This is a genomic window from Nocardia sp. NPDC058666 (assembly GCF_042714895.1).
GTDB lineage: Bacteria > Actinomycetota > Actinomycetes > Mycobacteriales > Mycobacteriaceae > Nocardia.
On record NZ_JBHXRY010000016.1, the window covers coordinates 55927 to 77710 of the forward strand.

22 protein-coding genes are annotated in these 21784 nt (G+C 66.9%); 8 read left to right on the top strand and 14 right to left on the bottom strand.

All coding sequences use genetic code 11. The features are described from left to right. Window positions 1-19: 19 nt before the first annotated feature. Complete coding sequence (locus ACFWVD_RS25410) at window positions 20-1462, top strand: metallopeptidase (RefSeq protein WP_379246867.1); 1443 nt, start codon at window positions 20-22, stop codon at window positions 1460-1462. Here ACFWVD_RS25410 and ACFWVD_RS25415 read toward each other — a convergent pair. From ACFWVD_RS25415 to ACFWVD_RS25425, 3 genes are read right to left on the bottom strand one after another with little or no spacing between them, the layout of a single operon-like run. Then, complete coding sequence (locus tag ACFWVD_RS25415; RefSeq protein WP_379246869.1) at window positions 1455-1913, bottom strand: 6,7-dimethyl-8-ribityllumazine synthase; 459 nt, start codon at window positions 1911-1913, stop codon at window positions 1455-1457. The two genes, ACFWVD_RS25410 and ACFWVD_RS25415, sit on opposite strands and share 8 nt — an antisense overlap. Window positions 1914-1946: 33 nt before the next feature. After that, window positions 1947-2783, bottom strand: coding sequence for an alpha/beta hydrolase (locus tag ACFWVD_RS25420; RefSeq protein ID WP_379246871.1), 837 nt, complete (start codon window positions 2781-2783; stop codon window positions 1947-1949). Further along, window positions 2780-4198 carry a M20/M25/M40 family metallo-hydrolase gene (locus ACFWVD_RS25425; RefSeq protein ID WP_379246873.1) on the bottom strand — a complete coding sequence of 473 codons (1419 nt, stop codon included), beginning with the start codon at window positions 4196-4198 and terminating at the stop codon, window positions 2780-2782. The genes ACFWVD_RS25420 and ACFWVD_RS25425 overlap by 4 nt, the downstream gene beginning before the upstream one ends. Before the next feature lie 120 nt (window positions 4199-4318). Between ACFWVD_RS25425 and ACFWVD_RS25430 the strand changes: the two genes are divergently transcribed. Further along, window positions 4319-5062: a DUF4191 domain-containing protein gene (locus ACFWVD_RS25430; protein ID WP_379246875.1), complete on the top strand. Its 744-nt coding sequence runs from the start codon at window positions 4319-4321 to the stop codon at window positions 5060-5062. Window positions 5063-5118: 56 nt separating this feature from the next. Here ACFWVD_RS25430 and ACFWVD_RS25435 read toward each other — a convergent pair whose 3' ends face one another. After that, complete coding sequence (locus tag ACFWVD_RS25435; RefSeq protein ID WP_379246877.1) at window positions 5119-5574, bottom strand: RDD family protein; 456 nt, start codon at window positions 5572-5574, stop codon at window positions 5119-5121. Window positions 5575-5861: 287 nt separating this feature from the next. Between ACFWVD_RS25435 and glnA the strand changes: the two genes are divergently transcribed. Then, window positions 5862-7298 (top strand): type I glutamate--ammonia ligase, encoded by a 1437-nt coding sequence (gene glnA / locus ACFWVD_RS25440; RefSeq protein WP_379246879.1) that lies wholly within the window; start codon window positions 5862-5864, stop codon window positions 7296-7298. Window positions 7299-7437: 139 nt separating this feature from the next. Here the strand turns inward: glnA and ACFWVD_RS25445 are convergent, their stop codons facing one another. Further along, a complete protein-coding gene (locus tag ACFWVD_RS25445; protein ID WP_379246881.1) occupies window positions 7438-8364 on the bottom strand; it encodes a LysR family transcriptional regulator in 927 nt (308 codons plus the stop codon). 123 nt (window positions 8365-8487) lie between these two features. On the opposite strand from ACFWVD_RS25445, the gene ACFWVD_RS25450 reads away from it, so the two are divergent. Next, window positions 8488-8964 carry a DoxX family protein gene (locus tag ACFWVD_RS25450; RefSeq protein WP_379246883.1) on the top strand — a complete coding sequence of 159 codons (477 nt, stop codon included), beginning with the start codon at window positions 8488-8490 and terminating at the stop codon, window positions 8962-8964. Between the two features lie 247 nt (window positions 8965-9211). After that, window positions 9212-10843, top strand: a complete 1632-nt coding sequence (locus ACFWVD_RS25455) for a CocE/NonD family hydrolase (RefSeq protein ID WP_379246885.1) — start codon at window positions 9212-9214, stop codon at window positions 10841-10843. 8 nt (window positions 10844-10851) lie between these two features. On the opposite strand, the gene ACFWVD_RS25460 is transcribed toward ACFWVD_RS25455, so the two are convergent. Continuing rightward, window positions 10852-12555, bottom strand: a complete 1704-nt coding sequence (locus ACFWVD_RS25460) for an alpha/beta fold hydrolase (protein ID WP_379246887.1) — start codon at window positions 12553-12555, stop codon at window positions 10852-10854. 68 nt (window positions 12556-12623) lie between these two features. Then, a complete protein-coding gene (locus tag ACFWVD_RS25465) occupies window positions 12624-13178 on the bottom strand; it encodes a TetR/AcrR family transcriptional regulator (RefSeq protein WP_379246889.1) in 555 nt (184 codons plus the stop codon). A gap of 122 nt (window positions 13179-13300) precedes the next feature. Here ACFWVD_RS25465 and ACFWVD_RS25470 point away from each other — a divergent pair, with 122 nt between their 5' ends. Then, window positions 13301-13594 (top strand): hypothetical protein, encoded by a 294-nt coding sequence (locus ACFWVD_RS25470; RefSeq protein WP_379246891.1) that lies wholly within the window; start codon window positions 13301-13303, stop codon window positions 13592-13594. Here the strand turns inward: ACFWVD_RS25470 and ACFWVD_RS25475 are convergent. After that, window positions 13539-14108: a TetR/AcrR family transcriptional regulator gene (locus ACFWVD_RS25475; RefSeq protein ID WP_379246893.1), complete on the bottom strand. Its 570-nt coding sequence runs from the start codon at window positions 14106-14108 to the stop codon at window positions 13539-13541. The genes ACFWVD_RS25470 and ACFWVD_RS25475 overlap by 56 nt on opposite strands. Window positions 14109-14207: 99 nt before the next feature. On the opposite strand from ACFWVD_RS25475, the gene ACFWVD_RS25480 reads away from it, so the two are divergent. Both ACFWVD_RS25480 and ACFWVD_RS25485 read left to right on the top strand, forming a co-directional pair. After that, window positions 14208-14864 (top strand): class I SAM-dependent methyltransferase, encoded by a 657-nt coding sequence (locus ACFWVD_RS25480; RefSeq protein WP_379246895.1) that lies wholly within the window; start codon window positions 14208-14210, stop codon window positions 14862-14864. 71 nt (window positions 14865-14935) lie between these two features. Then, entirely contained in the window at window positions 14936-15592 is a 657-nt protein-coding gene (locus ACFWVD_RS25485) for an HD domain-containing protein (RefSeq protein ID WP_379246897.1), read from the top strand. Between the two features lie 53 nt (window positions 15593-15645). Here the strand turns inward: ACFWVD_RS25485 and ACFWVD_RS25490 are convergent, their stop codons facing one another. The 6 genes from ACFWVD_RS25490 to ACFWVD_RS25515 all read right to left on the bottom strand — a co-directional run bounded on the left by ACFWVD_RS25490 (window position 15646) and on the right by ACFWVD_RS25515 (window position 21724). Continuing rightward, window positions 15646-16386 (bottom strand): copper homeostasis protein CutC, encoded by a 741-nt coding sequence (locus tag ACFWVD_RS25490; protein WP_379246899.1) that lies wholly within the window; start codon window positions 16384-16386, stop codon window positions 15646-15648. 1 nt (window position 16387) lies between these two features. Beyond that, window positions 16388-17167, bottom strand: a complete 780-nt coding sequence (nagB, locus tag ACFWVD_RS25495) for a glucosamine-6-phosphate deaminase (protein WP_379246901.1) — start codon at window positions 17165-17167, stop codon at window positions 16388-16390. Then, window positions 17167-18339 carry an N-acetylglucosamine-6-phosphate deacetylase gene (locus ACFWVD_RS25500; protein WP_379246903.1) on the bottom strand — a complete coding sequence of 391 codons (1173 nt, stop codon included), beginning with the start codon at window positions 18337-18339 and terminating at the stop codon, window positions 17167-17169. The genes nagB and ACFWVD_RS25500 overlap by 1 nt, the downstream gene beginning before the upstream one ends. Before the next feature lie 97 nt (window positions 18340-18436). Beyond that, window positions 18437-20101, bottom strand: a complete 1665-nt coding sequence (ptsP, locus tag ACFWVD_RS25505; RefSeq protein ID WP_379246905.1) for a phosphoenolpyruvate--protein phosphotransferase — start codon at window positions 20099-20101, stop codon at window positions 18437-18439. Beyond that, window positions 20101-20361 carry an HPr family phosphocarrier protein gene (locus ACFWVD_RS25510; protein WP_379246907.1) on the bottom strand — a complete coding sequence of 87 codons (261 nt, stop codon included), beginning with the start codon at window positions 20359-20361 and terminating at the stop codon, window positions 20101-20103. Before ACFWVD_RS25510 ends, ptsP begins: the two co-directional genes overlap by 1 nt. Before the next feature lie 4 nt (window positions 20362-20365). Continuing rightward, window positions 20366-21724: a PTS transporter subunit EIIC gene (locus ACFWVD_RS25515; protein ID WP_379246909.1), complete on the bottom strand. Its 1359-nt coding sequence runs from the start codon at window positions 21722-21724 to the stop codon at window positions 20366-20368. Window positions 21725-21784: the final 60 nt, after the last annotated feature.

Genomic DNA, 21784 nt, shown 5'->3' on the forward strand with positions numbered 1-21784 from the left:
CCCCGGGGAGGACAAACGTATGAGAAGACATCGGTTCGCCGTGGCCGCGGCACTGATCAGTGTCGGTGTGCTGGTCGCCGGCTGTTCGTCGACCAACGCGGCCAGCGACAAAGCCGTTGCCACACAGGACAACCCGTGGGAGGTGGCAGGCGCCACGACCGCCACCGGTCCCAGCGGCCAACGCCCCGGTGTGCCCGCCACCGACAAGAAAGCCGACAACACCGACAACGGTGCGGTCGACACCCTGGCGATGAACGCGGTCGCCGATATCGAAGAGTATTGGAAGACCGAGTACCCCAAGACTTTCCGCGGCGACTTCAAGCCCGCGTCGAAGTACATCTCGTGGTCGGCGAAGGCGCCCGAAGCCGAGGCGGCCAGCTTCTGCTTCAGCAGCACCTACAAACTGGTCAACGCCGCGTACTGCCCGCTCAACCACACCATCGGCTGGGACCGCAGCGTGCTGCTGCCGCTGCTGATCGACAAGTACAAGGAAATGTCGGTGGTGATGGTGCTGGCCCACGAGTACGGGCACGCCATCCAGGCCCAAGCCGACCTGCTGCGCGGGTTCACCATGGACGGCCTGGTGAAGGAACAGCAGGCCGACTGCCTGGCCGGGGTGTTCCTTCGCCATGTGGCAGAAGGCAATTCGAAGCACTTCACCCTCAACACCACCGACGGACTCAACGGTGTGCTCGCGGCGTCGGTCGCCGTGCGTGACCGTGACCCCAACGACCCCAACGCGATCCACGGTTCGGCGTTCGAACGCGTCTCGGCGGTGCAGATGGGGTACACCGAGGGTGCCAAGACCTGCAAGGGCATCGACAAGGCGGAGATCGAGAAGCGCCGCGAGGGACTGCCGGTCACCTTCGAAGAGGGCGAGCGCGACGAGCAGCTGCCGGTCGACAAGGAAACCCTGACCACCCTGGCCGCCCAGCTGGGCAAGTCGATGCCGGTGAAGAACGCACCGAAGTTCGACTACACGGGCGTGACCCGCAACTGCGCGTCGACCACCACCACCGAGCCCGCGTCCTACTGCCCGGCCTCGAACACGATCGGCACCGACATTCCCGCGATGGCCAAGCGCGCGGGTGCGGGTGCCAGCACCAAGCAGGAGCCGCTGTCGGCGGTGGTCACCGGCGACTACAACGCCGCGGCGGTGTTCGTGTCCCGCTACGCCCTGGCGGTGCAGCAGGATCGCAAGCTGTCACTGACCGGTGCCGACACCGCGGGCCTGCGCACCGCGTGCCTGACCGGGGTGCTCACCACCAAACTCAGTGAGCCCAACAGTGATCCGCGCCTGTCGGCCGGTGACCTCGACGAGGCGGTCTCGGGCCTGCTCATCGACGGGCTGGCCGCTTCTGACGTCAACGGCAAGGTGGTGCCCAGCGGGCATCAGCGTCTGGAGGCATTCCGTATCGGCGTCCTCCAAGACGAACAAGCTTGCCTGAATCAGTTCAAATAGCAGGCAGTGACCGCAGGGAGCTGAGGGTGTTCGCCACCGCGCGGGCAGCCTCGGCTCCCTTTGTCACGAAGTGGTTGGTGTAGTAGTCCACGTGCTCGCTGTGCTCGTGGAAGTGGTGCGGGGTGAGCACCACCGAGAACACCGGGACATCGGTGTCCAGCTGCACCCGCATCAGGCCGTCGATCACCGCGGACGCGACGAAGTCGTGCCGGTAGATGCCGCCGTCGACCACCAGCGCCGCGGCCACGATCGCGTCGTAGCGGCCGGTGCGGGCCAGGCGTTGGGCGTGCAGCGGGATCTCGAAGGCGCCGGGCACGTCGAATACCTCCACGACCTCGGGATCGAACCCGAAGCCGGTGTATTCGGCGAGGAACCCCTCGTGTGCCTTGGTGACGATGGAGCTGTGCCAGCTCGCCCGGATGAAGGCAACGGCGCCGGTAGACGTGGTCATGCGGGCAGTCTACTAGCTCACCGGGACAAAAAACTACTGGTCGGTAACATGCGCGGACAGCCAGTCGGTGACATCGCCGAGCACCTTCGCGCGCTCGGGTTCGTTGAACACCTCGTGGTACAGCCCCGAATACCGCAGCACCGTCACATCCGAGGAGCCCGCGTCGCGTTCGAGCAGGTCCGCGCTCGACGGCGACGCGATCAGATCCGCGGTGCCGTGCAGCACCAGCAGCGGTGCGGTGAGCGCGCCGAGGCGCTGCTTCACCAGCGCGGTGTGCTGCAGGATCTCCACCGCGGTGCGCGCGGGCAGCTTGCCGCGGAACACCAGCGGGTCGTCGTCGTAGGCGCGCACCACTTCGGGATCGCGGCTGATCGTGGACGAATCCAGGGTCAGCACACCGAGATTCGGCGCGAACCGGGTGAGCAGCGGTGCGGCCAGGCGTTGGATCGGGTTGCCCAGCGGGATGTCCAGCGGCGGGGCGGAGATCACGATGCCCGCCACGTCGACTGGTCCGCGCGTGGCCAGGTGCAGTACGGCCAGACTGCCCATCGAATGCCCGAGCAGGAATTTCGAAACCCCCGGATGGGCGGTGCCCGCGAGTTCGAGCAGGGTCGCGGCATTGTCGGCGGCGGCCTGCATCGAACCGATATTGGCCGCGGCACCCTCGGACAGTCCGTGTCCGATGTGGTCGAAGGAGTAGACCGCGAAACCTTCGTCGACCAATGCCGTTCCGACGTGTTCGTAGCGCCCGGAATGTTCGGCGACACCGTGCACCAGCACGACCACCCCGCGCGGCGTGGTGTCGGGTTGCCATGCGCGCCACGCGATCTTGCCGCCGTGGCCGGCGAATTCGCCCGTATCGGTGGTCATCGTCGCGCTCCTGTGGCTTCGGGCGTCGCGGCCAGCCGCTCGAGCAGACGCCGGTTGAACTCGATCAGCCGAGCGTAGTTCAGGCGCGAGATCCGCTCGTCGGTTCCATGGATCCGTTCCAGATCCGACGCGGTCAGCACGATCGGCGCGAAGTTGCACCGGGTGGCGGCCAGGCCGTCGTAGTGGCGCGAATCGGTGGCGCCGGGCACGATCCCGGTGGTGGTCACGATTCCCGGCACCACACTGCTGGCCAGTTCGGCGATCAGATCGAAGGTCGGGCCCGGTTCGCTGAACCGCGACGGCTCCGAAGTGGGGCCGACCAGCTCGATGGCCACGCCGATATCGCGGATCACCCGAGCGCAGTGCGCGAGCACCGCTGCCACCGAATCACCGGGCAGGATACGGAAATTCACCAACGCCTCGGCGCTCTGAGGCAACACATTGGCTTTCACACCGCCGCTGATCACCGTGGGCGCGGTAGTCGTGCGGACCAACGCCTCGGTGGTCGGCCCCGCCGCCATGATCCTGGTGATCAGCGGCCGGGCCAGCGTGCTCAGCCCGCGCGCGTCGGTGAGCGCGAGCAACTTGCGGCGCGGTTCGGGAAACGCCACCCGCATGCGGGCGAGCATGTCGCTGATCACCGGCGTCAACCGCAACGGCATCGGATGGTCCTGCACCCGCGCCACCGCCCGCGCCAACCGTCCCACCGCCGTCTGCTTGCCCGGCATCGAGGAGTGCCCACCGGTCTCACTGACCGAAAGCCGTACTGTCGCATAGCCTTTCTCGCCGAGCATGATGCTGGCCACCGGCCGATCCGCGCCGTCGGCGACGCCGTCGGTGATCACGCCACCCTCGTCGAGCAGCAGGTCCGCGCGCACGTCCAGGTCGCGCAGATGCTGTGCCATCCGCACCGCGCCACCGTCACCGAAGACCTCTTCGTCGTGACCGAAGGCCAGGAAGATGGTGTGCCGCGGGCGAATTCCGGCTTGTAGCGCCCACTCGACCGCTTCCAGCACGGCGAGCACGCGGCTCTTGTCGTCGATCGCCCCACGGCCCCAGATGAATTCGTCGTCCACGACACCGGCGAACGGGGGATGGGTCCACCGTTGCGCGTCGTCCACGGGCACCACGTCCTGGTGCGCCAGCAGGATCGCCGACACCGTGCCCGGCTCGACGCCGTCCCAGCGATACAGCCTGCTGTGCTCGAACATGGTCAAGCTCAGCTGCGCGTGCACGAGCGGGAACGACGACTCGAGGTGCGCGGCCAGTCGGACGAACTCCGCGTCGGCGGTGTGCGCGGGATCCTCGGTCGACACCGTGACGCACTGCAGCGCCACAGCCAGCCGCCGGGCGACCTCGTCGTCGACACCATCGGTCACGGGGGAGTGGGCGGGAATCTCGGTGATCGGGCGCATCACCCCCATTGTGGTCCGCGGGGGCGCTGTCTGCGCGGGAACCGCGCCCGAAACGCCGGGATCCGCGCCCGGTGTGATGCGGTCAGACCCGTGCGCGACGCGCCATCTAAGCTGACACCCATGGCAGGAGGCAAGGGCGGCAAGCCGTCGAAGGAAGCCAGGGCCGCGGCTAAAGCGGCCCGTAAGCAGGCATCGCGCGAACGTCGTCAGCAGTTGTGGCAGGCGTTCAACATGCAGCGCAAGGAAGACAAGGCGCTGCTGCCGCTGATGATCGGCGCACTGGTCGGGACCACGGTCGTGTTCTTCGGAATCGGCCTGATCTTCGACATGCAGTGGTTCCTGCTGCCGCTGGGTCTGCTGCTGGGTGTGCTGCTGGCATTCATCCTGTTCGGGCGCCGCGTGCAGAAGAACGTGTACCGCAAGGCCGAAGGTCAGGCGGGCGCCGCGGCGTGGGTGTTGGAGAACTTGCAGGGCAAGTGGCGGGTCGCCAACGGCGTCGCCGCGACCACCCAGCTCGACGCCGTGCACCGCGTGATCGGTCTGCCCGGGGTGATCTTCGTCGCCGAAGGTTCCCCGCAGCGGGTCAAGTCGCTGATCGCACAGGAGAAGAAGCGCACCGCCCGCCTGGTCGGTGACACCCCCATCTACGAAGTGATCGTCGGCAACGAGGCAGGTCAGACGCCGCTCAAGGAGCTGCAGAAGACCCTGACCAAGCTGCCGCGCAACATCGACGTCAAGCGGATCGACCAGATCGAGGGCAGGCTCACCGCCTTGAGCTCGCGCAGTGGTCCCGCGATGCCGAAGGGCCCGATGCCCCCCGGCGCCAAGATGAAGGGCATGCAGCGCGCGATCCGTCGCCGCTGATCCCCGCCAGTTCTTCCCCGGCCCGTGCTCTTCCCAGAGCGCGGGCCGGACCTATGTCAGCGGGCGTTGACCAGCGCGGTGCCGGTGGCCTGGTCGTGCATGCCGCGACCGTCGGCGTCGGTGAACAGCGCGGGCACCACGAACACCAGCAGCACCTGCCTGGCCAGTGCGCGCACGAACCCGACCGCCACGGCGGCGTCGATCCGCACCACGCGCAGCTTCATGAAGTACTGGCCGGGGGTGAACCCGAACAACGTCACCGCGCCCACCCCGATCGTGAACCACACCAGCAGCTGCACCGACGGCTTCACCGTGCCGCCCATGACCACCGCCGCGATCCCGACCGCGATGAACCAGTCCAGAAACATCGCGACCACTCGGCGCCAGGTCGGCGCCAGCGAGCCCGCACCCTCGCGTGGCAGCCCGTACAGCTCGCCTGGGTAGCCGGGGGTGTCGCCCTGCCCGGGTTCGGCCGGGGAGCCGGAGAGCCATGTGCCGGTAATACGCGCCATGAGCCCAGGATAGTGGCGCGCGATCGGCCGCCCACGCGCGCATTAGTGGAGGTCACGTCAGCGCGCGAACGCGCGGATGGCAGGATTAGCCTGAAGGACGCACCCGTTTGGCTCACATCACCCAGGCATCCAGCTCGCGTAACACTGGCGAAACACAGCCTTGACTGTTGGGAAACACCGCGTCCTTAGCGTCAGGTCGCGACGAACCCCTTCGCGGCGACTGCTCGCAGTCGTCGGGAAAGGGCCAGCATCGCGACTGGCTGGGAACCGATTCGTAAGGAGAGCAAGTGACGTTCAGCACGGCCGAAGAGGTCATCCAGTACATCAAGGAAGAGGACATCGAGTACGTCGATATCCGCTTCTCCGACCTGCCCGGCGTCCAGCAGCACTTCTCGATTCCGGCCAAGGCGTTCACCGCCGACCTGGCCGAAGAGGGTCTGGCGTTCGACGGCTCCTCGGTGCGTGGCTTCCAGTCGATCGACGAGTCGGACATGCTCCTGCTCCCCGACTTCAGCACCGCGCGGATCGACCCGTTCCGCAACGCGAAGACGCTCAACATGAACTTCTTCGTGCACGACCCGTTCACCCGTGAGGCCTACTCCCGCGACCCGCGCAACATCGCGCGCAAGGCCGAGGAGTTCCTGCGTTCGACCGGCATCGCCGACACCGCGTTCTTCGGTGCCGAGGCCGAGTTCTACATCTTCGACGGCATCCGCTACGGCTCGGAGATGAACGGCTCGTTCTACGAGATCGAGTCCGTCTCGGGTTCGTGGAACACCGGCAAGGAGTTCAACCCGGACGGCAGCCGCAACCTCGGCTACAAGGTCCGCAACAAGGGTGGCTACTTCCCCGTCGCCCCGTACGACCACTACGTCGACCTGCGCGACGAGATCTCGACCAACCTGCAGAACGCGGGCTTCGAGCTCGAGCGCGGCCACCACGAGGTCGGCACCGCCGGTCAGGCCGAGATCAACTACAAGTTCGGCACGCTGCTCTCGGCTGCGGACGACCTGCAGCTGTTCAAGTACATCGTGAAGAACACCGCGTGGAAGGCCGGCAAGTCGGTCACCTTCATGCCGAAGCCCCTGTTCGGTGACAACGGCTCGGGCATGCACGTGCACCAGTCGCTGTGGAAGGACGGCAAGCCGCTGTTCCACGACGAGGCCGGCTACGGCGGCCTGTCGGATCTGGCGCGTCACTACATCGGCGGCATCCTGCACCACGCCCCGTCGCTGCTGGCGTTCACCAACCCGACCGTCAACTCCTACCACCGTCTGGTGCCGGGCTACGAGGCCCCCATCAACCTGGTGTACTCGCAGCGCAACCGTTCGGCTGCCGTGCGTATCCCGGTCACGGGCAACAACCCCAAGGCCAAGCGCATCGAGTTCCGCGCGCCGGACTCCTCGGGCAACCCGTACCTGGCCTTCGCCGCCATGATGATGGCCGGCCTGGACGGCATCAAGAACAAGATCGAGCCGATGGCGCCCGTGGACAAGGACCTCTACGAGCTCCCGCCGGAGGAGGCCAAGAACATCCCCCAGGCCCCCACCAGCCTGTCCGCGGTCATCGACCGCCTCGAGCAGGACCACGACTACCTCACCGAGGGCAACGTCTTCACGCCTGACCTCATCGAGACCTGGATCCAGCTCAAGCGCGACAACGAAATCGCCCCGGTCAACCTGCGCCCGCACCCGTACGAGTTCGAGCTCTACTACGACGTGTGATCGTTGACCTGCGTGAACGGGTGTGAACAGCCCGTTCGGTACGCGGTAGGTCCGCGGTAATCGAAAATCCCCTTCAGCTCTGTGCTGGAGGGGATTTTCGTGTATCCGCGCAAATCCTTGCCGGACTGCGTGATTCGGGTCAGGATGCGCCTCGGTGCAGTTGTGCCTGCTCCTGTCCGGCGAATTCGACAGTGAAGCGGACGAATTCGGCCAGCGATCGCGACCTCGACCCCTGTGGCCATACGATCGAGCTCACATACGGGCTCGCGTCGACGGTAGGGAGGTGGACTACGTCCGCGCGTGGATAGGCATTCGCCACAGACCGTGGCAACAGGGCGACCGCGTGTCCCAGCGCGACGAGTTCGATGACCTGGGTGATATCGCCTACGTCGGTGGTAGAGATTTCGACCGAGGTGGCGACTTCGAGCGGGCTGCCCGCGCCGACCCTGTCCCGGCCGGACCAATAGAGGCGTTCGTCCTGGGTGGCGTCGGGGAATACCGGGATGGTCTCGCCGAGCAGCTCTCGACACCGCAGGTCGCGCCGGGTAGCGAGACGGTGGTCGGTGGCGACCACCGCGACGCGGGGCTCCTCGGACAGCACCTCGACAGCCAGACCGCGACTGTCGAACGGCGAGCCGACAATCGCGACGTCCGCCCGACCGTCGCGCACCATGCTGGTCTGCCCGCGGTAGCCCGCGACGAGGATCTCCACCACCGGACTTCGGTGCGTCTCGGTGAACGCGTCGACGGCGCGCCGCAACAGGCCGGACGCTGTTCCAGGTTTGGCTGTCGCGATCAGCGTCGATTGTGTGAGTCCCGCGCGCCGGGTCCGGGCCGCTGCGGCCCCGATCGCGGCCAGCGCGTGGAACGACTCGTCGAGCAACGTCTGTCCCGCGTCGGTCAACGTGACGCCTTGCGCACTTCGAACGAACAGGTCGACGCCCAGTCGCCGTTCGAGTAGCCGGATCGCCCGCGACAGGGGTGGCTGCGCCATTCCCAGTGCCGCCGCGGCACCCGAGAAAGTCGAGTGCTCGGCGACGGCAACGAAGTATCGAAGCTCTCTCACCTCGAGATCTCCCATACCTCGAGGGTATCGGCGGCAACCCGATCTGTCCTTCCTGAGCAGCCGATTTCCTGGTGCGATGGACATGTTCGAAAAATCGGATTCACCTGGCACGGAAGGTCGACAATGAAGACCGAATTGCTCACCGAGAGTTCACCACTGGTCACCGACACAGGAAAGCTCGTGCTGCGGCTCGGGCTCGCGGGCGTGTTCCTGGTACACGGGATCGATGATCTCCGGACCGGGCTTTCCACCATCGTCGCGATGCAGGGCGAAGCAGGCATACCCCTCAACGAGGTGAGCGGTCGGTTCGTGCCGATCTGGCTGGCCTTCGGCTCGCTGTTGTTCATCGCGGGCGCTCTCACCCGCATCGTCGCGGCCGGCTACGTGTTCATCATGGGCGGCGCGTGGATCTTCGTCCACGCGTCGAACGGATTCTTCGCCGAGAACGGCGGATACGAATTCGTCCTCATCCTGGCCGCGGCATCGATGGCCGTGGCGTTGATGGGGCCGGGACGATTCAGCCTCGACCAGCTGGCCGTCGACCGCCTGACCAGGTCGACCTCCACCCGATTGTCAGCGCGTCAGGGAAGCGCTGTCTGAGAAGCCGCCGACATCGTCGGTCATGCTCGTCGCGCAACAGAGTCGGCCAGTGCCGCGCGTGCGTCGACGAGAGGGTGGCGGACAGTCGCTCGGGCGCTGGTAATCCTGCCCGGTGTTCGCAACGCCGCGCGCGTCCGGTGCAGACCTCGCGTGGTCGGCTACCTCGCCGACCCGCGACGGCCCCTGGTTGTCGGGGCTGGACTCCGCGGCGAGTACCGGTAATAGTCCATGAGTGCGATGGGGCTTGATGGTGACGCGGGTTGTGGTCGGTGTGGCGTTGGTGTTCGGGCTTGCCGCGCCTGTGTCGGCGGAGTCGGTGAACGTGGGGTACGTCTGGACGCAGGAGTATTTCAACGCGCCGGATGGGACTCGGTTGCATGCGGATGTGCTGCGGCCGGAGGGGATCGCGGCTGAGGTGCGGACTCCGGTGTTGTTGACGGCCAGTCCTTATCGCGCGCATCTGGCGTATCTGAGTCTGCCGCGACCTGCGGGCGGGCCGTCGACCGACAATCTGCCTGTGGAGTGGGCGCTGCGAGCGGGCTACACGTATGTGATCGTCGATCTGCGTGGGTTCGGTGGGTCGAACGGGTGTCCCGACTACGGCGGGCCGGGGGAGATGTCGGATGTGGCGGCCGCGGTGGAGTGGGCGGCGAGTCGGCCTTGGTCGACGGGGCGGGTCGGGGTGGTCGGGACGTCCTATGAGGGGTGGACCGGGATGATGGCGTTGGCCGCGAAGCCGAAGGGGTTGGCGGCGGTGGCGGCGTTCGCGCCGGTCGTGGATCCGTACTCGTATCTCTACATGCAGGGCACTTCGTGGAAGTTCGGCGGAAAACCGTTGACCGACGACGGAATTCGACCCGCCGACACCGCGGGTGTGGAACACCTGGCGATCGCGTCGACTCCTGGTCATCCGGCAGACGGCGACGAGTACAAAGCCAATGCCGTGGCGATGACCCAGGACTGCGCCGCCGACTACCTGGCCCTGACCACCGACCACAACGGCGCGAACCCGAAGTGGCGTGAGCGCGACATGCTCGAGGCCGTGCGCGGCAACACCACACCGATGTTCCTCGCCCAGAGCTTCCTGGACTCCAACACGCGCGCCGACCGGATCATCGACGCGTGGGAAGCCAGGGGCCCCGGCGAGCACCGCGCCTGGTTCGGCCAATGGGGCCACTCGGACTGTCGCGAAAAATGCGGAACACCCCAATTCGCCTCGGAGCTCTACGCTTTCCTGGACCGACACGTAGCGGGCGCCGACGTAGTCGTGCCGGGCCCGCCGGTGACCGTCGGTCAGTTCGACGGTGGCTGGCGCAGCGAAAACGCTTGGCCACCTTCGGATTCCCGCCGCACGTCCGTCGCACTGCGCACCGGCACCTACAACGATCGCGGCCTACTGCCCGGCAGGGACCGGGAAATCTGGTCGATCTCGGCTCCGGTAACCGAACCCGTCCACCTGGCAGGCCGCGCAACCGCCGCCCTCACACTCTCCGGACCTCCGGAAGCGACTGTCGCACTGGAGCTTTACGACATCGCCCCCGACGGCCGCGCAACAGTCATCACCCGAGGCATCGCCCCCGTCCACCCAGAATCCGACATCCGCCTGCTCTGGCAAGACGCCCGCCTGGCCCCCGGCCACCGACTCGGCGTCCGCATCACCAACGCGGTCGACGACGTCTGGTCGCACACGCCGACAAACGCGACCGTCACCGTCACGTCAGCCCGCCTGGACCTACCATTGCTCACCACAGCTCGAGAGTTGAATCTGCCTGGTGGCGTTCCCAATTGGCACGCACGGTGGCGAACCGAGGAATCCATCACGCTCCCACCGGAGATGCTGAACGACCCCGCACTTCGCATCGAGCTGTCGGCCGGTTGAGTTCGCAGCTACCTTGCGTCGGTAGTGCTTTCGCTTCGAAGGGCCTGTGCGACCTGATCGGGATGGGTCAGTTGCGGGTAGTGGCCGGTGTCGGCGATGGTGGTGACAGGTAGATCGGTCGGCTCGGTCAGTGGATCCCGCGCGCCGACGATGATGTCGACCGGCACGGTGACTCCAGCGAGTTTCGCGGCGAGTTCGTCGCGCGTGGCACCCGCGGCGCGCAGGGCGGCGAAGGTGCGCTGAACAACGCCGGGCCGACGTAGATTCGCTACCGCCGACGCGACGGCAGGCCCTTCCGGAATATCCAGTCGGGCAGCCAATTTCGCCATCGGCATGCGCTTGACCACCTCGGCGGCAAGGGGGGAACCCGTCAGCCGAGAGGCGGGTCGCTGCAGGAAAGCCGGCGCGATGAGCACGAGTCGCGACACCCGATCGGGATGGCGCAGCGCGAATTCGATTGCGGGCCAGGCACCGAACGAATGGCCGACGATGACCGGGCGAGTCCGTACCGGCGCCATCAACTGGTCCATCCAGTCGCCGATCGACCCCGAGGATGCCGCCGATCGGCCGAGCCCGGGCAGGTCAGCCGCCAGTACCGGCACGTCCAACTCGCGAACCACGTCGGCCCACGAATCACTGTCGACCGGAATCCCGTGCAGCAACACATATTCCGGATCGACATGCTCGCCGACAACCCAAGTTCCTTCGCGGAAACCAGATTTCGGTATGGGTGTGACGGCGCCGTTGCGGCTGGCGACGATGTCGTCGGCATACGTGCGCAGAAGGTCGCCGACCGGCGGATGACTGACGCCGAGCCGTCGCGCGACGACATCGCTGGCACTGGTGTCGTAACGGTCGCTGCTGATGAAGTGCAGCGCTTCGGGGTCAGCGTGCGTCAGTGCCCGCGGCAGTCGGCGGACCAATGCGGTCGGCAGGGTGAATCGCGGCGGATCCACATGGAGGTGCTCGGCAACGAGCTGAATCAGTTGCGGGAGTGCGGGAGTCGTGGCATCCAGCAGCGCATAGGACTTGCCGGCAGTGTCGGGCACAGTGGGTAGCCCCACCATGAACCGCGCCACATAGTCGAGGTCGACCACCGGAACGAAGGTGTCGGTGGACCCCGGCAGCGCGGGCAACCGGCCCCGCCAGAGGTTGTCGATGATGTCGGAGAGCCCGAAGTACTGTCCGGGCCCGAGTACCCCGGACGGATTCGCCACGGTCAGCGGGATGTCACGTTCGGCAGCGATGCGTCGCAGCGTGCCATCGGCTTCGATTTTCGACGCCTCGTACGCGCCGTTGCGGTAATCCTGTTCGCCTGCGTCCTCGACGGCGCGATAGCCGCTGATGTGCACGACCCTTCGCAGATCCGGTTGTCGCGCAGCCCATTCCAGCACGTGCACCGCACCGTCGAGGTTGACCCGCCGCGCCACCTCCGCGTCGAGCCCGAACTTCATCAGTGCGGCCGCGTTGTACACATCGCGCACTCCGTGGATGTCGTCGCCAATCGCGAGATCCGGTTCGCCGATGTCGGTGGTGGTGATGGTCAAGCCGGTCGAGTCGACACCGTGCCCGTCGAGCCAGGTCCGCAGCCGATCCTGGCTGCCTGCCCGCAACGCGGCGGTGACGGTGTGCCCGGTGCGCAGCAGTTCGGCGACCAGCGAGCGGCCGATGAATCCGGCGGCGCCGAAAACGATCGAGTCGGTGTGAGCCATGTGCCCTACTTTCAGTAGACCGATTTACATATTTTGAACCGAGAGGTGGTTCGAGGAAGGAGGCGAGCTCAGATCAGAGTGTCGATGGTGTCGGCGAGGTGGAGCAGCGGTTGGCGAGAGCGGTGCGTGCGAGCCAGGACCAGCCCGCCTTCGATCAGCGCCAGTGCCACGGTGGTGAGCCGTTCGGGCTCGGGATGCCCGAATCCGACCAGTCGCTCGCGGATGGCGTCTTCCCACTGCCGGTAGGTCGCCGAACAGGCCTGCTGCACAACATCATTGGTAGCCGCGGTATCCAACGCGACGGTCGCCACCGGACATCCGATGGTCCACTCCGAGGCTTCCAGCTGATCGCCCAACAGTGCCAACATCTTTCGCGCGAAGTCGCGGGCGTCGGTCGCCTCGATCGTGCGGATGATCGCCGCGATATCGGTGCCACTGTCGGCCAGTGCGGCTACGACCAGTTCGTCCTTGCCGCCGGGGAAGTGGAAGTACAGTGAGCCGCGCGGTGCACCGCTGTCCTGCACGATCTGGTTGAGCCCGGCACCGAAGTACCCGTGCGACTCGATCAGCGACCGTGTCGCCCTGATCAACTTGCACCGCGTCTCGGCTCCTTTTTTGCCCACCGCCCAAAACTAGACCGATCTACATATTTCTGCAACCCTCTCCAGTTGGGTTCGTATCCGACGGCACCGGGCGTCGGACGCGTATGTTCGACGGCACTACCGAACGACGGGACGGGGATGCGATGACGATCAGGGACCGCCTCGAACAGCTCGTGGTCGAGCCGCCGATGGTGTTCGGCGAGCCGATCGACACGGCCGAGGGCACCACCATCATCACGGTCTCGCGCGGCGGAGGCCTGCTGCGACATCCTCGTCCGATCGGACTGTTCGTGGTCCACGACGGGCACGCGCAATGGACGCCCGCGGTCGACGCCACCCGCATCGCGCAGCTGGGCGAATGGATCGGACTGCTCACCGGAGTCATTGTGGCGCTGGCGATCCTGCGTCGCCCGCCATGGCCGGACCTGCGCCGCTGAGCCCGTACAGCGCGAGTGTCTCGAACCGCTGCCAGGCCTGTGCGGGTGGTGTCGGCGCGGTGGGGTCGATCACGGTGCCCAGCATGCTGATCAACCCATGCGACAGGAACGCGATGGTGCCCGCCGGCTGGTCGCCGAGCAGTTCGTCGACCAGTTCGGTGACGCACTGCTGGTAGGCGCGCACGACGGTGGCGGTCGCCTTCGGCCCGATCAGCGGGCCGTACACCTGGGGATATTGCGCGGCCAGATGGAACATCACCCGCAGGGGAGCCAGGGGTGAACCGGGCGTGCTCGTGCGGGCGATCTCGCGACGCAGGAATTCGGTGCAGCTGACCAGCAGTAGGTCGTCCTTGTCGCGGTAGTGCGCGTAGAAGGTGGATCTCCCTACGTCGGCGCGGTCGATAATGTCGCGCACGGTCACCTTGTCGTAGCCGCGCTCGATCATCAGCTCGATCAGCGCCTGGTGCAGCGTGTCCCTGGTGCGTCGAACCCGACGATCCGGGTGTTGCGCCATCGCTTCCTCCTGAACGGTTTTCCCGGATCTGTTCGATAACGGACACCGACGACGATTCTGCTCCTGGTGACGCGCGCGCCCACGTCCGACCATGAAGGCATGACCCGAAATCAGCTTCTCACCCCCATGTTCGTCCATGATGCCGACACCGGCCTCGTCATCGAAGGTCTGCGTCGCTACAACCTGTTCACCGCGGTGTTCTTCCTCGGCAGGCATCGCCGTCTGCTCGCCGAATTCGTCGCACTGTCCGGTGCTGGGCCCGGTTGGCGTGCGCTCGATATCGGTTGTGGGCCGGGCAAGCTCGTTCGTGCGCTCGGGACGGCGGTCGGCCCGACCGGAGCCGTTGTCGGCGTCGACCCTTCGGTCACGGCGGTGGAGGAGAACAGGGATGGCGTTGCTCACCACCGCTATGAAGTCGGTCCTGCGCAGGACCTGCCCGTGTCCGATGCCGAATTCGATGTCGTCACCTGCACTTTCGTCATGCACCACATTCCCGAAGCGAAGCGCGACGCCGCGATCGCCGAAATGTGGCGAGTGCTGCGGCCGGGCGGGCGGCTGCTGCTTGCCGACGCGTCACCGTCGCCCCGCATACGGGCGGTCTTCTCGCTGTTCCTCGGCCGGGACCCGTTCGTCGACGTCGACATTCGCCACTACATCGAGCGGGTCGAGGCGGCTGGCTTCCTCGACCTCAGCTACAGCCGGAGCCGCGACCAGACCGGCATCCTGACCGCGGTGAAACCGCTGGTCCACCTCTGATTCGAATACTTGTCGGTGCCCTCGGCTAGGGTCGGTCGCAACAGGATCAGATTCGAGCACGGGGGTGTGACATGGAGTTCGATCAGCAGGTTGTCGACCAGCGCGAAGCCGAGGCGCGGGAGTTCGCTGTCGCGGCACATGGCGATCAGCGGTATGGCGAGCATCCCTACGTCACTCACCTCGCGGCCGTGCGGGCTGTTCTGCGCGATTTCGGCTACGACGGTGAACTCGCGCAGGCGGCGTGGTTGCATGATGTCGTCGAGGACACCCCGGTTACCGCGGATGAGGTCGAATCTCGTTTCGGCCGTGCGGTTCTCGATCTGGTGTGGGCGGTCACGGGTGTCGGCCCTGATCGCAAGGCTCGAAACCAGAATGCCTACGACAAGATCGTCGCCCATCCCCGCGCGGTGATCCTCAAGCTCGCCGACCGTACGGCCAATGCCGAAGCCAGTCCGCCGGGTAGCAGTTGGATGGGGATGTACCGGACCGAACACCCCAACTTCAAGGCCCACCTGGGCGGATTACTCGCCGACGACCCGACTGTGGCCCGCATGTGGGAACGGCTTGATCGCCGCCTCGACTCGCCCGTCGCGCCGCCCACCGACCAGTGGGCCGCCATCGACGACCTGATCGCGGCAGGGGAGCACGAAAAGGCCGTTGCGGCCGTACAAGCCGCGTTCGATTGTGATGCGGGCGAAGCGGAGTTAATCCTGGCCGAGCGGGCCTGAAACGCCCACGCCCGCCGCGCACGAAACCGCGCGGGCGAATTACGCAGCCTGATTCAGGCTGTATGGCCCGACCGGTTCGCGGCTAGTAGCTCAGCGGCAGCATCGGCCGCGAGCTCCTCGTCCAGCTGTTCCTGGCCGGACTTGCCACCCCCACCGGGCCCACCGTCGTCCGCGATGACCCGTCGGGCCGAGAGGTGGACCGCGTCTACCCCGACCCGGTGCAGCGCCGGGATATCGCCGACGGTGACCCCACCGCCCGCCATGATCTGAATGCGCCCGGCCGCGTGCTCGACCATCGCGGCGAGTTCATCCAGACCCTCGGCGCAGGTGGCTGCCCCACCGGAGGTGAGCACCCTGGTCATCCCACCGGCGATCAACGTGTCGAGCGCGGCCTCACGGTCGCGGATCTGATCTATCCCACGATGAAAGGTCAGCTCTATGTCTTCCACGGCAACACCGTCGAGCACCCGGCGCAACCCTTCGACATCGACCCGATGGTCAGGGGTGAGCGCACCGACCACCAAACCCGACGCGCCAGCCGAAACAGCCGCTCGCGCATCAGCGTTCATCACCGCGAGCTCGGCCGCATCGGCGTACACGAAACCGCCGGCCCGGCACCGAATCAGCACATGGACCGGAATCCCGGTCCCCACCACAGCCTCGATCGTCCCGATACTGGGCGTCAGCCCACCCGTACTGCCCAGCGCCGCACACAGTTCCACCCGATCCGCCCCGACGCGGCGCGCACCGAGCGCACCCGCCACGTCCTGCACCGCGAACTCGAGCGCGGTCATCTCAGAACGACTGCCAGGCGGGCTTGTTCGCGACCGCGTACTTGTAGTAGTCGGCCAACTTCAACTTGCTCGCCGCGCCCTCGTCGATCACCACGGTGACGTGCGGATGCCACTGCATGACCGAGGCCGGGCAGAACGCCGACAGCGGTCCCTCGGCGGCGGCGGCGATCGCGTCGGCCTTGCCCGCACCGAGCGCGATCATCACCAGATGCCCCGCCTCGTTGATGGTGCCCAGGCCCTGGGTCAGCACGTGATGCGGCACATCCTCTGGCCCGTCGAAAAAGCGCGCGTTGTCCTTGCGCGTCTGCTCGGTCAGCGTCTTCACTCGCGTGCGCGAGGTCAGCGCCGACCCGGGCTCGTTGAACCCGATGTGCCCGTCGGTCCCGATCCCCAGCAGCTGCACGTCGACCCCGCCCGCGGCGGCGATCGCGGCGTCGTACCGTCGGCCTTCGCCCGCGACGTCACCCGCTTCCCCGTTCGGGCTCAGCACCCGCGCCGGATCCAGGTTCACATGGTCGACGAACTCCGACCGGATCACCGAAAAGTACGACTGGGGATGGTCTTTGGGCAGTCCGACGTACTCGTCGAGCAGGAACGCGCTCGCGGTCGAGAAGTCCAGTTCGCCCTCGCGATACCGGCGCGCCAGTTCCTGGTAGCTGCCCAGCGGCGACGACCCGGTGGCCAAGCCGAGGATGGCGTTGCCGCCCTGTACGTACCCGCCGACGATATCGGCGACCGTGTTCGCCACCTCGTTCTCGTCAGCCCGGATCACGATCTCCATCAGGTTCCTTCCGTTCCGGCGACGAAAACCCGTCGCGGCTGCAATGACTGGTCGGTGACAACGATGTCGGCGCGCGTGCCGACGGTGAGACTGCCGCGTTCGCCCTCGAGGCCGAGCACGCGAGCGGGAGTGCGAGTCGCGGAGGTGACCGCGTCGGCCAGAGCGATGCCCGCGACGAAAACGGTCCACCGCAGCACGTCGATGAGTCGGGCGGTGCCACCGGCGATCGCTCCGGTCGACCCGTCGTCGGTGGCCAACCGGGCGACCCCGTCGTGCACCCGAACATCCAGCGCACCCAGCCGGTAGTCCCCGTCGCTCATGCCCGCCGCCGCCATCGCGTCGGACACCAGCGCGATCTCATCCGCCCCGACGGTGTCGAATACCAACGCCACCGTCTCGGGCGCCAAATGCACTCCGTCAGCGATCAATTCGACGACCATCTCGCCACGTCCGGCCGCGGCCAGACACGCGGCGACCGGCCCGGGGGAGCGGTGATGCAGTGCGGGCATCCCGTTGAACAGGTGGGTGGCGGTGATCGCCCCACCACGGGCGTCGGCGATGCGCGCCGCGGTAGTCGCGGCATCGGCATCGGTGTGACCGAGGCTGGGCAGCACGTCGTGACGGCGCATCGCGGCGAGCAGTTCGTCGAAATGCGCGGTCTCCGGCGCCAGCGTCATCGACCGCACGGTCCCGCGCGAGGCCGCGTACACCCGCTCGAACAGGGCAGGATCACCCGGCCTGATCGCCGCGGGATCCTGTGCCCCACACCGACTCTCATTGATGAAAGGACCCTCGAGATGCACCCCGAGCAGTTCCCCGTCCTCGACGAGATCCGCCAGCATCGCCGCCTGCTCGACCAGCACGTCGGGCTGGTCCGACACCAAACTGCCCATCAACCCGGTGGTGCCCTGAGCGCGATGGTGCGCCGCCGCGACCCTGGCCCCGGCGGCATCGGCGTTGGGAAACCCGAACCCGGCCCCGCCATGACAGTGCAGGTCGATCAGACCGGGCAGCACCAGATCGTCGCTGGATGCCGGAAGTTTCTCGGGGTCGGGATAATTCGCGGCGGCACCGACCCAGGTGATCAGACCCTTGTCGAATTCGACCACGCCATCGGCAATGTCACCTTCGGCCGTCCCGACCAGCCGACCACGCACCACCCCGCTCACCACGAACCCTTCCGTCTACCCGCGTCACCGACAACGAGGCGACGCCGCCCAGCATCCAACGATCCGACCGACGGCCGGACCGCACCGACAACAACCTGTTTCACGACCGCCCGATGATCGCCGCGACACTCTCGCGCGCCGCCTGGGGGTTCCGCGCCGCGCACGCGGCATCGGCCGCATCCTGGCACCGCTGCATATCCACCGCGGCCAACGCCGCGCGTACTGCGGGCAGCGCGGGTACCGACATCGACAAACTCGTCACGCCCAGACCCACCAGCACCGGCGCCAACGTCGGATCCGACGCCGCCTCACCACACACCCCGACCGACTTCCCGGCCGCGGCACCGGCCGCACCGACCATCGCGATCAAATCCAGTACCGCCGGCTGCCACGGATCCAGCAACGTCGCCAGGCCACCGGCCATCCGATCGACGGCACAGGTGTACTGGCTCAGATCGTTGGTGCCGATGCTGACGAAGTCCAGGTGCGCGAGCAGATCCGCGGCACGCAAAGCCGCCGCCGGGATCTCGATCATCGCCCCGACCTTCTTCAGCCCGGCTTCCCGGGCCAGCGCGGCGAACCCGGCAGCCTCATCCGCGGTGGCAACCATCGGCGCCATCACCCACAGATCGGCCCCCGTCGCCTCGCCGGCGCGAGCGAGCGCGGTGAGCTGGGTGGCGAGAGTTTCCGGAAACACCGTCCCGATCCGCAGCCCACGGACGCCGAGCGCCGGATTCTCCTCGGTCCCGAGATCGAGGAACGGCAGCGGCTTGTCCGACCCGGCGTCGAGTGTGCGCACCACGACTCGTCGCCCGGCGAACTGTTCGAGAACCGCAGTGTACGAAGCGGTTTGCTCGTCCAGAGTCGGGGCGGACGGCTTCCCGAGATACATGAACTCGGTCCGGAACAGCCCCACACCCTCACTGTCGACCCGTCCGGCCTTCACCGCGTCGTCGACAGTCCCGATGTTCACCAGCAGCTGCACCGGCGAACCGTCAGCGGTATGCCCTGGCCCGCTGGCCGCCGCGATCCGCGCCTTGTCCGCCGCGGCCTGCTCGATGGCGGCCCGCTGGCGCAGGGGACTCGGGTCGATCACAACCTCACCGGTGGTCCCGTCGAGCAACACCGGCACGTCATCGACGAGCCGGTCGGTATCGGGACAGTTCACCACCGCGGGCAACCCCAGCGACTTCGCGAGAATCGCGGTGTGGCTGGTCGGGCCGCCCTCGGTGGTGAGCAGCCCGACCACGTCACTGTCACCCAGCATCGCCGTATCGGCGGGCGCGAGATCCCGCGCGACCAGTACGAACGGATATCCCGGTTCCGGAATCCCTGGCATCGGCTCACCCAGCAGCACGGCGACCGTGCGCCCACCGAGATCGCGCAAGTCGGTCGCCCGCTCCGCCATATACCCGCCCAGCGCCTCGAGCTTGGCGCAGAACCCTTCGAACGCCAGGTGCACCGCGTGCGCGGTCGGCATCCCGGCGGCGAGTTCCTTCTCGGCGGCGGCGACGATGCCCGGGTCACGGGCCATCGTCGCCGACATCGAAAGGATCTCCGCCGCAACACCACTCACCCGCGCGGCCCTGGAAGCCATCTCGTCGGACACACCACCGAGGGCGTCCTTGACCCGAGCCAACTCCTCGGCCACCGTGCCACCGACCGGATCCTGCGCCGAGGTCTCGAGCTGCGACCCGAACCGCAACCACGGCGCGCTCACCACGCCCGGACTCACGCCCAGGCCACGGATCACCAGTTCCGGCATCAGGCGTCCAGGTCCGAGGCGACGAGTTCGGCCAACCGGTCCAACACCTCGTCGGCGCCCTCGGCGTGCAAGGTCACCTGCGCGCCGTGGCCCGCACCCAGCGTCATCACCGCGAGCACGCTGGCCGCGTCGACCGGTTCGCCACCTCCCATCGAAATCCGCACCGGCACCCCCGAGGCCTGCACGGCCTGGGTGAGTTTCGCGGCGGGCCGCGCGTGCAGCCCGACCTCTGATCCGACGATGACGGTGCGGGAGTTCATGGAATCACTCACCTTCCAGTTTCTTGTCCAGCTTCGTGTGCTGCTCGGCTTCGACTTCGGCGACCGAGGGCGCGTCGGTTCGAGTATCGCCCGTGGCAACGGCGGCGGTCTCCGCTTCGACCAGAGCCTTGTCCGGCGCGCCGGCCTCGACATCGGTTTCCGCCTCGCGGCCCGGAGTGCGCAGGTTCCACTTCTTGATCACGAAGCTGAACAGCACGTAGTAGATCACCGCGTAGCCCAGACCGATCGGGATCAGCATCCACGCGTTGGTCGCCTTGCCGAAGTTCAGCAGATAGTCGATCGCGCCTGCGGAGAACGTGAATCCGTCGTGAATACCCAGCGCGTTCACCAAGGCCATCGACGTACCCGTCAGCAGCGCGTGCACCACATACAGCGGCCATGCCACGAACATGAACGAGAACTCGAGAGGCTCGGTGATGCCGGTGACGAACGCGGTCAGACCGGTGGACAGCATGATGCCGCCGACCAGCTTCTTCTGCGACGGACGCGCGTTGCGCCAGATGGCGAAGGCCGCGGCCGGAAGCGCGAACATCATGATCGGGAAGAAGCCTGTCATGAACGTGCCCGCGGTCGGGTCGCCAGCGAAGAAGCTGTTGAGGTCGCCGCGCACGAGCTGGCCGGAGGCATCGGTGTAGTCACCGACGAGGAACCACACCGTGGAGTTCAGGATGTGGTGCAGACCGGTCGGGATGAGCAGACGGTTGGCCGCGCCGAAGATGCCGCCGCCGACGACCGAGTTGGCCGCGACGGTCTCACCCACCCAGGTGAGTGCCCAGTTGAAGACCGGGTACAGGAACGCCATGCCGACACCGACGACCAGGCCGGTGAACGCGGTCAGGATCGGCACCAGCCGCCTGCCGTTGAAGAAGCCGAGGAAATCGGGCAGCTTCGTGCGATAGAACCGCTGCCACAGAATCGCCGACAGCAGACCCATCACGATGCCACCGAGGACGCCGTAGTTGATCAGCGCCTGCGCGTCCTTGGCATCGGTTTTTCCTTCGAGCACGATCGGCGACATCGCCTTGAACACGCCGTCGATGACCATGTAACCGACCACCGCGGCCAGTGCCGTCGACCCGTCGGCCTTCTTGGCCCAGCCGATGGCGATACCGACGGCGAAGATCAGCGGCAGCCAGGTGAACACGGCCTGGCCGGCGGCTGAGATGACCGACGCGGTGCTCTCGAGCGCGGAGAAGCGACCGAGTAGGTCGTCCTGGCCGATGCGCAGCAGGATGCCCGCGGCGGGCAGCACCGCGATCGGCAGCATGAGGCTGCGACCGAGGCGTTGCAAGGCAACGAACGCCTTCGATTCTTGTTTCGGGCTGTCGGTAACAGCAGTCATGTCGACCTTCTTCGTGCCGGGTTCCCGGCGGTCTCGGCGAGCCGGACCGCCATGTCGGCC